This is a genomic window from Pseudoalteromonas undina (genome assembly GCF_000238275.3).
Classification (GTDB): domain Bacteria; phylum Pseudomonadota; class Gammaproteobacteria; order Enterobacterales; family Alteromonadaceae; genus Pseudoalteromonas; species Pseudoalteromonas undina.
In genome coordinates this window covers 1,304,424-1,317,519 of sequence record NZ_AHCF03000003.1, presented here as the reverse complement: position 1 = coordinate 1,317,519, position 13,096 = coordinate 1,304,424, and the positions used below count along the sequence as shown (strand labels likewise).

General features: G+C 36.6%; 14 protein-coding genes. 5 read left to right on the top strand and 9 right to left on the bottom strand.

The annotated features are described in order from the left end of the window. The first annotated feature begins 88 nt into the window (after positions 1–88). The gene (locus tag PUND_RS09770) at positions 89–292 is read left to right on the top strand and encodes a hypothetical protein (protein WP_010390026.1); all 204 of its coding nucleotides are present in this window, start codon (positions 89–91) and stop codon (positions 290–292) included. Positions 293–793: 501 nt separating this feature from the next. On the opposite strand, the gene PUND_RS09765 is transcribed toward PUND_RS09770, so the two are convergent. Together PUND_RS09765 and PUND_RS09760 are read right to left on the bottom strand one after the other, a co-directional pair. Further along, positions 794–988, bottom strand: coding sequence for a CPXCG motif-containing cysteine-rich protein (locus PUND_RS09765; RefSeq protein ID WP_010390028.1), 195 nt, complete (start codon positions 986–988; stop codon positions 794–796). Positions 989–1,080: 92 nt separating this feature from the next. After that, positions 1,081–1,668 (bottom strand): MepB family protein, encoded by a 588-nt coding sequence (locus PUND_RS09760; RefSeq protein WP_010390030.1) that lies wholly within the window; start codon positions 1,666–1,668, stop codon positions 1,081–1,083. 128 nt (positions 1,669–1,796) lie between these two features. On the opposite strand from PUND_RS09760, the gene msrA reads away from it, so the two are divergent. Further along, the gene (gene msrA / locus PUND_RS09755; protein ID WP_010390031.1) at positions 1,797–2,393 is read left to right on the top strand and encodes a peptide-methionine (S)-S-oxide reductase MsrA; all 597 of its coding nucleotides are present in this window, start codon (positions 1,797–1,799) and stop codon (positions 2,391–2,393) included. A gap of 102 nt (positions 2,394–2,495) precedes the next feature. On the opposite strand, the gene PUND_RS09750 is transcribed toward msrA, so the two are convergent. After that, positions 2,496–2,666: a hypothetical protein gene (locus PUND_RS09750; RefSeq protein ID WP_010390033.1), complete on the bottom strand. Its 171-nt coding sequence runs from the start codon at positions 2,664–2,666 to the stop codon at positions 2,496–2,498. A gap of 589 nt (positions 2,667–3,255) precedes the next feature. On the opposite strand from PUND_RS09750, the gene PUND_RS09745 reads away from it, so the two are divergent. The 3 genes from PUND_RS09745 (at position 3,256) to PUND_RS09735 (ending at position 7,194) form a co-directional block, all read left to right on the top strand. Further along, positions 3,256–4,137: a LysR family transcriptional regulator gene (locus tag PUND_RS09745; RefSeq protein WP_010390037.1), complete on the top strand. Its 882-nt coding sequence runs from the start codon at positions 3,256–3,258 to the stop codon at positions 4,135–4,137. Positions 4,138–4,319: 182 nt separating this feature from the next. Further along, positions 4,320–5,777, top strand: a complete 1,458-nt coding sequence (locus PUND_RS09740; protein ID WP_010390038.1) for an aerolysin family beta-barrel pore-forming toxin — start codon at positions 4,320–4,322, stop codon at positions 5,775–5,777. 223 nt (positions 5,778–6,000) lie between these two features. After that, a complete protein-coding gene (locus PUND_RS09735; RefSeq protein WP_010390039.1) occupies positions 6,001–7,194 on the top strand; it encodes an acetyl-CoA C-acyltransferase family protein in 1,194 nt (397 codons plus the stop codon). Between the two features lie 87 nt (positions 7,195–7,281). Here PUND_RS09735 and PUND_RS09730 read toward each other — a convergent pair whose 3' ends face one another. The 6 genes from PUND_RS09730 to PUND_RS09705 all read right to left on the bottom strand — a co-directional run bounded on the left by PUND_RS09730 (position 7,282) and on the right by PUND_RS09705 (position 12,682). Then, the gene (locus PUND_RS09730) at positions 7,282–7,656 is read right to left on the bottom strand and encodes a hypothetical protein (protein WP_008113868.1); all 375 of its coding nucleotides are present in this window, start codon (positions 7,654–7,656) and stop codon (positions 7,282–7,284) included. Next, positions 7,653–8,255, bottom strand: a complete 603-nt coding sequence (locus tag PUND_RS09725; protein WP_198501064.1) for a hypothetical protein — start codon at positions 8,253–8,255, stop codon at positions 7,653–7,655. The genes PUND_RS09730 and PUND_RS09725 overlap by 4 nt, the downstream gene beginning before the upstream one ends. Positions 8,256–8,522: 267 nt before the next feature. Then, positions 8,523–8,831, bottom strand: a complete 309-nt coding sequence (locus PUND_RS09720) for a DUF6419 family natural product biosynthesis protein (protein ID WP_010390042.1) — start codon at positions 8,829–8,831, stop codon at positions 8,523–8,525. Positions 8,832–8,952: 121 nt separating this feature from the next. Continuing rightward, positions 8,953–9,531 carry a cold shock domain-containing protein gene (locus PUND_RS09715; RefSeq protein ID WP_010390043.1) on the bottom strand — a complete coding sequence of 193 codons (579 nt, stop codon included), beginning with the start codon at positions 9,529–9,531 and terminating at the stop codon, positions 8,953–8,955. A 151-nt stretch (positions 9,532–9,682) separates the two neighbouring features. After that, a complete protein-coding gene (locus tag PUND_RS09710) occupies positions 9,683–10,639 on the bottom strand; it encodes a cyclase family protein (RefSeq protein ID WP_010390045.1) in 957 nt (318 codons plus the stop codon). A 333-nt stretch (positions 10,640–10,972) separates the two neighbouring features. Continuing rightward, complete coding sequence (locus PUND_RS09705) at positions 10,973–12,682, bottom strand: amidohydrolase (RefSeq protein WP_010390047.1); 1,710 nt, start codon at positions 12,680–12,682, stop codon at positions 10,973–10,975. Between the last annotated feature and the right edge of the window lie 414 nt (positions 12,683–13,096).

Below are 13,096 nucleotides of genomic sequence, written 5' to 3'. Positions count from 1 at the left end.
ATAAAATAAACGCGCTTTAAATAGCACTTTATAGAACGTCATTATTAACTTACCATATCGTATTCACAAGCATTAATTAAGATAAACTATGAGCGACAATTTTAAAGTAATACAACCAACTACTACTGTTTACTGCCCAAAACGTGGTGAAGGTTGGACCCTTACCGGCATTACTAATATTGATGAGTTCACATCGGTTATGTTTGATGGCGTACGCTACACCTTACCAGCGAGAGAAATTGTGGAGGAGTTGCTGCCTAACCAATTAGCGCGTGAACAGCAGCAAAGCTAATCAAGTTGAATGTTATCTTAAGGCTGAAAGTATTTACAGCCTTCTGACAATTATCGCCCAAGTTTTCATTAAAACTAGAACCACTCTTTTGCTAATCAGTTACTATTCCTTTTTTTAATTTCCAAATTATCTTTTTCACTTAATTGGTGTTGCCCAGGTATTAAAATCATGATTAATATAGCAACAGAAATTAACAAAATTACTCTTAGTAGAGCTGAAGTTATAAAACCTTCTAGCATAATAACTAAAAAAACTAGCGGTACCGCAAAAAATACGCCTAAATAGCGGTGAAGATTTGTGAATTCATGCAATGAGCCACAACGAATACATCTATAACGAGTCGACATTAAAGATAGAATAAACCACGATAATGAAATTTTAGCATGGCATTTAAAACACTTTGGTATCATATACAACCAATATCATTAAGAAAAATTAAAGTTACTGAATTTTCAGCTTAGATTTGTGTAAAAGTTCGGTTCACCAACTTTCACTAAATATTCAAAACGCCTCATCTTCACTGTATACATTTACATTAAGTTCGTCGTTATCTTCAAATACGACAAACGAAATAGGCTTACAACACACTTGGCAGTCTTCTATGTATTGCTCATCAATATCAGCCACATCAATTAATACTTCTATGGATTCGCCACAGTAAGGGCAACTAATTGATTTTTCGGTTAACTGGTTCATATCTTACCTACTATTCGTATGACTGTATGATCTCACTTTAGTAAACAACCCTATATAAAACAATGCTGGTAAAGTGGCTTAATAGTTCAAATTTAAACAGCGTTAGCTAAAATTTTGTTTAACTTAGATAAATCTATTAATTTATTTTGATCTTGCTTTAAGAAATAATCGCATTGCCAACGCTGAGTAACTTTAGCAGAATTACTAAATGTGCTAGTCCTTTTTAAGGCTCTGCTTTCGCTCCAAGGTGGAAACACTCTAAAAGCTGTTTTACCCTTAGAGTTTAAAGAGCTCACTATGCCTTTTTTAACTAACAACTCAACCGGAAATATAAATAAACCACTTTGTGAATTTGCTACTTGGTTGTTACTAGAGGTTAATCCATCACTTGAAACCGCTACTAATAAGTAGTCAAACTCATTGGTAAAAGGAATTGGCTTAGAATTACTACAATCCGCTGGGCGTTTCCATAGTGCTAAAAAAGCGTCAGGTCTGTCGGGTGTAACTTTAGCCTTTCTGTAAATTATGCGTTTTTGGTTTAAAGTAAATGCATAGCCATGGTATTGGGCATTGTGGTCATGAGAAACGAGTTCATCAGCGCTTGGCAGTTTATAGCCTAAAGAAGCAAAATTGGTTTGCAAAAGTGTGGTTAATTCAGTACGCGAATTACTGGTTTCCATTTATAGAGTCCATTTTATATAAAGCGAATTTAAAACAAGTTACCTGCTACACAATGAAAGAGTATTTACAGTTAGCGGGTCTACTATAACAAGCATTTACGCACTCACACACTAGGTGGATAATTTTTATGAATAAAACACTCGTATTTGCAGTCACTTCTGCCGTACTTTTGACTAGCTCATTTGCTCATGCTAAAACCGAACAAGCTATTTTAGCAGGAGGCTGTTTTTGGTGTATGGAAAGTGACTTTGAAAAACTCGAAGGTGTAACCGATGTGATCTCAGGTTTTACTGGCGGTGAAATTAAAAATCCTACTTACAATGGTAATCATCGCGGTCATTACGAAGCCGTTCTGGTTACCTACAACACTGACGTATTAAGCTATCAAGATATTTTAAACCATTACTGGGTTAACATTGATCCTTTTGACGCCAAAGGCCAGTTCTGCGATAAAGGCCCAAGCTACCGTAGCGCAATTTTTGTAGCTAATGAGCAACAGCGAAAGCTAGCTCAAAAATCTAAACAAGCCGTTATTAGTGAGTTTACTAAGCAAACAGTGGTAACCCCTATTCTTGATGCGAAAACCTTTTACCCGATAAAGGGCAAAGAAAGTTATCATCAAGATTACTATAAAAATAACCCTATTCGTTATAATACCTATCGCTGGCGCTGTGGTCGTGATAGCCGCCTAGAAGACATTTGGGGCGATAGAGTTACTCACTAAGTTTATAAAAACCAAAAAGGCTGTAAAAAATGCAGCCTTTTTATTTATTCCCTTATCTCGCTAACTAAAAAAATTTATTTTTCAAGACGGTTAAATAGCTTTCTACAATGACGATTTCTTTTTTATAGGAAACATCTTAAACCAAAACGCCATTTCAAAAACAAAGCCCGCAATAATAAAAATAAATAAGCCAGTAGTGCTACCATAAGAATAACAAGCAATAGCGGCAATAATTAATGCAGCTAAAATCAACCATTTTATAAATATATTCATCTCTAGTACCTTAGATTTAAATTAGTAGCTATCAATTATTTCTTGATTCTTTAATAAAGCGATATCTAAATTCAGATAAGTAACCGAGTATCATAACCAACATAGTAGAATTTAAATCGCCATTAATAAGTAGCGTCCATATATACTCTTTAGTATTAAAACTGATATATACACACATTATAAAAGCAACAATGCTACAAGCCTTAAACATCCATGAATATTCCCCAAAAAAAGAATCGAATACACTCTTATCTATTGGTTTACCTTCCATAATAACTCTCTGCTTTTTATAGCGTTTTTTATTGAGTTTGTTAATCGTAATACCTAGCTTATTACGTGTCTATTGTATTGTTTGATTAAATGTTACTAATTATTTCTAATGAGTTATTTATTATAAAATTACTAATACTTTCCTTCAGTACTTCCTATCCTAAAACGAGTAACTAAATCATTTAATACAAAGGTAAAATTTTTGTTGCCACAAAAGGGACTAATGGGTACTTTAAATAAATGATTAGTTTTATGAATCTAACCAATAATTAAGTACTAAATACGATTTTATACCTCAAATTTATACAGGAGATTTACCTTGCTTGATATAATCGCGCTTTTTATAAAAGTAAATGATTACAAAACATTTAATGAAGCGTCAGTAAAGTTAAATATTCCTTTACCCACTTTACAAAGAAAAATAAAAAAACTTGAAGAAGACTTATCTTTAGCGTTGTTTTATCGTGAAAAAGGAAGTTTGCGATTAACAGAGCCAGGAAAGAGCTTTTATAGCCATTGCTTAGCTCACGTAGAGGGTTTACAAAGTACGCTGTGCAATTTTAAGAACTCTAGTGAAAATAAAGTGAGTAAAATTAAATTAATAGCACCGCAAAACTTTATAAAGAGTGTGTACTTCTCAGGCGTTATAAATCAATTCACCCTACTTTATCCAAATATTAAGATTCATATGATGCTATCAGATGAACGCCTTGATTTAAAAGCCACCGAGTTTGATTTAGCTATTAGAATCGGAAAATTAGATAGCTCACAAAATATATGTAAAGTCATTAACCAAATGAGCTTTGTTTTAGCTTGCTCATCGAGTTTAATTGAGCAATATGGCATACCAAGTAATTTTGACGATTTAGCTAAACTCCCCCACATATCGTGCTCGCCATTCGAAAATTGGTCTTTTAAAGCAAATAAAAATGAAAAAGTAATTTTTAAACCTCAACCCAACTTTATTTCCAACGATATAGAAATGTGTGCCTTAGCTGCCATTGAAGGAAGAGGTGTTTATTATGGTCCAAAATATTGTTTATTACCGCATATAAAAGACGAAAGCTTGGTTGAAGTATTAACGCAATTCAAGCCTATTAAACGAGATGTAAACCTGATATGGCCTGATAAATTAATCCCAAAAAGCACACGCTATCTAATCGATTTTTTAGAGTACTCTCTCAAGGGGGTAAAAATGTAGCTACAATAGCACTATAGTCTTAATGAATTTTTGTAATATTTAAGCAACTAATATTTTTGAAAAACCAACTTTCATTTAACACTCTATAAAAATATAGCGAGTTCTTTAGAATCAAAATCGGTCCAAAATTAGATTATTTAATTAGGGCCTAATTAAAATATGATTTTAAAGGATGTAACTTAATGAAAAAAATAATACCTCTATTGCTGTTGTCACACACAAGTTTTGTAAGTGCTAATACAACTGCAATTTATCCAGATCAACTTAAAAATGAAAGCTTAGGTGCTGGAGTTTGCTCAGCTGATAATAGACTAATTACAAAGGCTGAAGCGCAAACCTACAGAAACGAACTTACTAACAAAATGGGTAAGTGGCAAATAACGGGATTAGCTAATGGCTGGGTTATTATGGGCTCTGGCTACGCAGGTGAAATAAAACAAGGGTCTGCTGTAAATTCTTGGTGCTACCCTAACGATCCTATTAATGAGATCCCTAAATTAAGCTCCGTAAAAGTAGCGCCTGGCAGTCAAAGTCAAATTGAATGGGACTTAGTAAACCAAAAAGAGGATTTTATAAAACCCCTTTCATATCTTGCTCACACAATGGGTTTTGCGTGGGTTGGTGGAAATCGCTCAAGCTATGTGGGTGATGACATGGAGGTATCTAAAGCGGGCTCTGGATGGAAAATACAAGGTTATAATGGGGGCAGCTGTGATGGTTATCGATGTGATGAAAAGTCAGCTATTACCGTATCTAACTTTGAATATGTGATGGATAACGAATCATATAAAATAACAGGTGATATTGTTGCTGCCGACAAAGAACTAATTAAAACGTTAACAGTCCCTGCAGTGAATGACACGTCAGCAGCTCAAATGTCAGTCGTTACCATTGAATACGATGCAGCTACTAATTGGTCTAAAACAAATGACTACAGTATTTCTGAGTCAGTTACCTTATCCAATACATGGAAGTCCCCTTCAGTTACTGGCGGATCAGACACTTCATTATCGGTTACTATAGCAGCAGAGCAAGCATGGGGAACAAGTAACGGCGGCTCAGAAGCTGAACGTGTTGTTGTACAGGCAAGAACCAATGTACCAGCATTCACAAAGCTTAATGCTAAGGTCGATTTGTTTAAATCATCAATATCGTATCCTTATTCATTCGATGCTGATATTACTTACGATCTATCAATAAATGGCTTTATGCGTTGGGGAGGCAATGCTTTATTAAGCCATCCTGAAAACAGACCTAATGACACTGCTAATTTTGTAATAGGCCGTTGGGCAGGTCAAGAAAAGAGCATTGAGTATCAATGGGAACACCGCTATATACCAGGTGAGAATAAAAAATGGGATTGGCCTTGGATGATACAACAAACAAGCTTATCAACAATGCAATACTATTTAAGTCATGTTTTAAGACCTAAAAAAACAACCCTAACAGGCCACTTTTATGCACAAAGCCAATTTGCTGGTAGCGTTTATTTTGGTGATGAAACCCCACTTGTCACTAACCAAAGAAGTAAGCGAAGTGTTTCAGCTAGTGATTACTCAAGTGCAGAAAAGTTAAAAAAAGAGTTTGAAGATGCTGGTTTTAAAAATGTAGTTGTTAATATTGAAATGATTGATTTATAAATCCCCGTGGGCTCTCATAACGAGAGCCCTATTTTATAAATTTACACAAAAATATAATTATCACACGCCTATTTTACTTTATTAGAAAACACATACAGCTCAACCCAACCTCGCCTTTAGTTTATTTAAAAGTTATGCTTTGATGTTAATAGAAGTATTGATCTCCTTTGTCTATTAAACATATTTCAGCAAAAATGATTATAAAAATAATAAGAGAACAGCAATGACACAAAATACAAACAACAGCGTAGTAATACTCAGTGCGGTTCGTACTGCAATTGGTAGCTTTGGTGGCAGCCTTAAAGATTTTAGCCCCGCTGAGCTTGGCACACTGTGCGCAAAAGAAGCACTAACCAGATCTCAGCTTACCCCTGACCAAATTAGCTCATGTGTTATAGGCAAAGTTATTCATAACGGCCCAAAAGACGCTTACCTATCAAGGGTCATTGGACTAGATGCTGGGTTACCTATAAGCAGCCACGCTGTAACGCTTAATCGCTTATGTGGTTCAGGGCTTGAAGCAATCATACAAGCGGCACAACAAATTCAATTAGGTGATGTAGATGCAACCCTTGCTGGCGGAGCAGAAAGCATGAGTAGCTCTGCCTACACCCTCGAAAGTAACCGCTGGGGGCAAAAAATGGGTAATAGCACTATGGTTGATGAGCTTACCACGACCTTACAAGACCCATGGGATAATAACCCTATGGGAATAACTGCTGAAAACATCGCAGAAAAATATTCAATTAGCCGTCAGCAGCAAGATGAGTACGCAGCAAACAGCCATAATAAAGCAGCTAATGCCATTAGTGCAGGCCACTTTAAAGAGCAGATTGTGCCAATAGAAATCAAGTCGCGAAAAGGGACGCATATTTTTGACACCGACGAACATGTTCGCGCCGATACCACAGCCGATAAACTTGCAACTTTAAAGCCTTACTTTAAAAAAGGTGGAACCGTTACCGCAGCAAGCTCATCAGGTATAAACGATGGTGCAGCCATGTTGGTACTTATGTCAGAGCAAAAAGCAAATGACCAAGGCTTAAAACCGCTCGCTCGCTTAGTGGGTTATGCCAGAGCCGGCGTTGATCCTACTTTAATGGGTATCGGCCCTATTCCTGCAGTACAACAGGTATTTGAAAAAACCGGCTTAACCATCGACGATATGGATGTGATTGAGTCTAACGAGGCCTTTGCAGTACAAGCACTGTGCGTTGAAAACGAGTTAAATTTCCCTGCCCATAAGGTAAACCCGAATGGTGGTGCAATTGCCTTAGGCCACCCTGTTGGCGCAACGGGTGCAATTTTATCAACTAAATGCTTGTACGAACTCAAACGAACTCAAGGCAAATATGGGCTAGTCACAATGTGTATTGGTGGCGGGCAAGGCATAGCAGCCATTTTTAAAGCGCTTTAATGAGTAAAGCTAAATCATTTTTGTAGTAATAAAGTTGATAATTGAATTGGCTAGTCACATAACTAGCCAATTCAATATTTACACCAATTAACTAAAAACGCCAAATAAGTTAAGTACAACGAGTAAAGCGCCAAATAGACCCGAAAGTGTTAATAACCAATAAAAGATACATCCAAGAAATCTATCGAATTTGGTTGTATTTTCAAATAACAACGAAGAGTGCGCATACATAAAAGAAAACTTACTTTTTTCAATTTTAAGTAACCAACGCCTTGGCAAGGAGAATGCTTGAGCAACATTTATAATATCCCAACCACTAATAACCTCTAGACCGAGTATATCTTTTGTTTTAGGGTTTTTTCTTAATTTACGTACGGTCATTTGGCCAAAAACTACATAAAGGATCCCAGAAATAATAGATGACATAATTAATATAGCGACCCAAATTTCTCTATCACTCATAATTTATTAACCTGCTCCATAATATAATCATATATCCCTCCGGCATCTTCTTTTACAATTTTGTTAACCTTTATTGAAGCCCCAGCAGCTGCACCTGCTAACAAAGCCCCACCAACAATTAGGCCAACCCAACCTACTGGCGTTGCCACAACTAGAAAAGTCATAACTGCAGCCCCAGCATTTACAACCCCAATACCTGTAGCTGCACTTGCAACAAAACTAGTTGATTCAATAAACATTTCTCGTTCCCAATTATCATCTGTTTTATAAGAATTATGAATATTTCCTACTCGACCTCCAAAGTCGATAACGGCTAAGCCATTACCTAAAAACTTTGCATACTTAGTAAACTTCACAACGTTATCGGCATGTATAGGATTTATTAAGTCTAATTTTGCAACACTTCGACTACTTCTAGCTATATCAGCCCCTCTTTTGAAGTTGCTTATTGGAGTACCGCGCCTAGAATTAATTTGACTAGTGACAGCTTTCACTTCCAATCTAAACTTGTTCTGCATTTTTTCAAAAGCAAGCTTTGCTTTTTGTTTAGCTGCAGCTTTTATTGGGGATTTGCTCTTAACAGCTTGACGGTATTCCATGAGTGACTTCTGATAATCTTTTACTGCATCTGCAAAATCGCCGACTCTTTTTGCGTAAACGCTAGTTGACGTGCCCATAAATCCAATATTAAATTCGTTTAAGTTGGATGCTTGAAGTCAATAACTCCCGCCTTCATTCTTGATAAAATATATAATGTAACTGAAACATTTTTTTGATACTTAAATTTTCTCTTCTACTTCATTTCAACTTAAATAAAGTTTTATTCTAAAAAGCGCTTTTACCTCAAACGTGGGCAAAACTCTCGTCTACAAAACGTGTTTTAAAGTTAACTTTCTTACGCCTAATAAAACACCACCAAATGAGATTGAAAATAATATTGGTAAAAACAGTAATGTATTAGTGTTGCCTATATCTGTAGCTGGGCTACCAATAACCGCCAGCGTATTAATTAACAGCAGTATCAAACTTGATTGCAAATAGCCCTTGTAACCAATAGCTCCTGCAAATAACAGCATAATAAATGATCCTGATATTGCAGGCGTAAAAGGTGCGGTGGCGAGTAACATACAAAAAAACGAAAATATAACAGCACATCCAATTATTACTTTAAACATAACAACCTCCATGATAAATGGCTTTAATCCACCAGCTATTTATAACTGTATTACTAAAAATCGTATTCCACTTAACAGGTATCAACTAATTTTTAGTTTATTAATAACCCCAATATAAAAACTACCTATTTCCAAACAGCCGTTCACAAGGCTCGCCATCTCTATCACCGTCCATTTTAGTATTTGGGCAATGTTGAATAAAAAATAATGCCTCTGCATACGAGGTCATTTGGCTACAATGTTGGCGGCCATCACAACGAAATGTTGGTGGTGTTTTATTAAGTGAGCTTGAACTCGCGGGCATAAATGACTCTAAGTTAGCATTAGTTACGACTGGTGTTTGCTTGGTATTTAAAAAACCGGTTTTATACACACTAAAACCAATACTAAAAATAATACCAAGTGTTATAAGTTTCATTAAAGGTGAGTTCTTACCTGGGGTTTTACTTATTCTAACCGGCCTTGATGAAGCTTTTATGTGTGGTTGTGCTAGTACGCCCTCAATACGGCAATTTACAGCTTTAGTTTTACCGTTAGGCTCAGTCGCAACCTCAAAATAGATAATGTCACCCACTTTAGGTTTACGACTCATATGTTTGAGCGACGATATGTGTATAAAGGTATCGTGTTGCAGTGTGCTTGATTTAATAAAGCCAAAGCCTTTATCGTCATTCCACGATTTTAATATTCCTTTGTTCATCCTTGAGTCGTCCATATAAGTATTGTTAATTTTACAGCCAGTACTTTTATCATGATAAAGAAAAATACTCTTTGTGTATGTTTCTTATTTCAAAAAACGATACCACTGTATATAAAAACAGTAACCACTATTAACCTTACTCTTTATTCAACTATAAGTTACTTGTAAGTGCAAATACGCGTAATGCCGAGCCAGTGCCACCACGTATTTTAAGCGGCGGCACAATGGCAATAAACTCATAGACTTTTTCTTTAGCTAGCTCCTCAAGGAACAAATTTTCTATTATGTAAATACCGTTATCTGCTAATAACATCATATGTACCGGAAAAACCTGAAATGAGGGTTCTGTAGCAATAGGTGGGCGTTTTTCAAAAGTAAGGGTGTCATTACCAACAACACTTGCACCAGCCTTTATTAAAAACTGTGCACCACTTAAACCAACGCCTGCAGCATGTTCTGCAATATATTGCTGTGGGTTATTAGCAAAATATTGCCCCCACCCCGTTCTAATAAACACAGTATCGCCTTTTTTAATTTTTACACCTTGCGATTTTGCTGTTCTTTTTAAATGTGACGCCGTTATGTCAAAATCTGCAGCCAATGGGGTATCGTCACCGTTAATAAAGCGAGCCACATCAAGTAATACCGTTCGGTTACTCAATAAGTTTACAGGATAATGATCAATTCCTAAGTCACTCCCTACACCACTGCGTCCTATTCCTCTGCGATCATTGGTCGCTTGCGCCGCATCTACTCCACCATACAGTAAACCATCTCGACCAATATGACCTAACGCATCAATAGTAGGACCTCCATGGTGACCACTCCATTGCATTATTTCTGAGGTGAATGAGAGCTGATTGTTATCACCAAATGTACCACGTGTATCAGCATGGTTTGCATTAAGTGCCATTGAGTATTTTGGGTTAACGGACGCTATTGGGGAATTTTCATCCCAATTATGAGACAGGTCATAGGTTTTGGCATGACTGACAAGAGTAATAAACTCTTCAGTTTGCTTAGATTTACTTAATTCTTTGCTATTGGTCGCTAAGCTCGAACAACTAATTAAAAAAAACATAAACGACATCAACATTGCCAGTTTCATCGTATCTCCTTATTTGTATATGTTTAACGCGCTATCCAAAAAAATAGCGACTAAAATAAGCCGCTACATGCATTCTCACAATAAATTAGTACATTTTTTCATTTTCAACCCTTAAATTTGATTATTATTCGCTTAACCGAGCATTTAAAAATTAGCATATGAATTCAAAAGCAAACAAAAAAGGGACAAGTTTTTACAAGAATTAACCGTTAGAAGTTTTATAAATATTCATTAAATCTCAAACTTCACTGTTGCATCTCAAGGCTGAGGTTTAATACGACGGCGACTAAAGCCGTCGTATAGTTCAACGTTAAAATTGTTTCATGTTGAATATCAATTTGAATATACAACATGACCTTCTTTAATGCTTTGCACTATTTTTATATCCTTAATAGTAAGTGGTTCCACTTTTAAAGGGTTGTTACTTAAAATGACGAAATCCGCGAGCTTTCCCTCAGCTAGCGTACCTTTACTTGTTTCTTCAAAGTATTGAATAGCAGCCCATTGCGTTAATGTTTTTAACCCTTCATAAGGCGTTAAACGTTGATCCGGCCCCAATACTTTACCCGAACGCGTAATACGATTAACCGTTGCATCGAGCACTCGCATTGAATTTGGAAATGTCACAGGGGCATCATGGTGAGAAGTAACCGTTAAACCAGCTTCAACTACATCTCGTGATGGCGAAATATAATCTGCCCTTGGGTGCCCCAAAACAGACTCTACATGCCAATCGCCCCAGTAAAAAGTGTGCATAGGAAACAACGATGGGAGGATCCCTAAATCTACTAAATCCGGGATTTGATCTTTACGTAAAGTCTGGCCGTGAATCATCACGCTACGGTGATCATCATACCCATAACTTTTTTTAGCCACTTTAATAGCTTTAATATATTGGTCAATCGCTGCATCACCATTGGTGTGAGCAATAATCTGCCATTTGTTTTTAAACGCAGTGTTTATATGTTTAATGGCCATCTCATCACTCATGATAGGATAACCTTTATAGTCCAGCGGTTTACCCTCAGGCGGCATATGATAATGTGATGATAACCAAGCCGTTTTTCCTTGTGGTGAACCATCTAAAGTTAATTTAACACCTCCAATTCGGTATCGATTAACATAACTGCGTTCTGAATTATAAAATTCGGGCTTAACAGCTGACTTATTCCAAACTATGTCAGGGTATGAAACAACATCAATGAATAGCGATTTATCACGAGCTGCTCTTTCTAATGCCGAAGTTGCATCCGCTGTGGTTCGGCCATCTTGAGCTGTTAAGTACCCATTTTTAGCATACTCCACCTGAGCAAGCTCAATGGACCTTTGTTGTACTTCAGCATCAGATTTAGTGGCAACAATAGGCAGTAATAGATTAAAAAAAGCCGCTTCTTCAAGCACGCCATTAGGACTATTGTCGGCCAAGCGCCTAATTAAACCGCCTTTGGGGTCTTTGGTATCCTTTGTGTAGCCACCCACTTCTAGAGCTTTTGAATTGACACTTGCTAGATGACCCGATTGATGCATTATAAGCACTGGGTATTTAGACGAAATTTTATCTAGAACATCTTTAGTGGGATGTTGTTTTTCGCTAAGCTGCGAATCGTCATATCCATTAGCTAACACCCAACCAAATTTTCCGATAATGAATTTCCCTTCAGCAGACTCCATCCACTTTTTGGTTGTTGTCACTAAACTATTAAAATTTGCACCGGGGCCATCGGGAGGAGGTAATAAATTTGCCAATTGCGCAATTAAACCCGTATTGTACATATGGCTATGGGCATCCAAAAAACCGGGTAAAAGTGTTTTCCCTTGAAGGTCTTTGTTTTGTAGATTGTCAAACTTTTCTCTGGCCTTCGCTAAGCTGCCAAGGTAAACAATCCGCCCTTCTGACTCAACTAAAGCTTCCTCATAATGCGGCTTTTCTCCTTCCATAGTGAGAATATCTCCGCCGTAATATAAAACCGGCTCAGCTGCTAGCGCGCTTGTTCCAAAACAAAATAATACTGATGGTAATAAAAAACGTAATCGCTTTGTCATTTTATCTTCCCTGTAAATATAGCTGTAATAAATTTAGCACATGATGTTTTAAACAAAAACATAAAGTGACACCCATAATTAATATATTGAAATTGCGTCACATAATTTACTAATCAGCTCTGGAGTAAGCTTCTCATGACTATATAAAACAAGTTTCAGCCTTAACTAAGTAAATATCGTTGTAAAACTTAAATCTCACGCACAGAAATACCCGCTCTATGTAGTTAAAGTAATTATTAGATAAATTAGACTCTATGCGAGTAGCTCTTACAGTAGTTGATGTTTGCTCGGCGCTGCCAAGCACAAAAAGCGATTACTGAAATACTGGAACCAGCCTAATGCACTTCTACCGATTGATTTAGCCCACCATGTACAAAAAAAAGCAAATAGAATCAAAGTGAGTGCATTATCTTT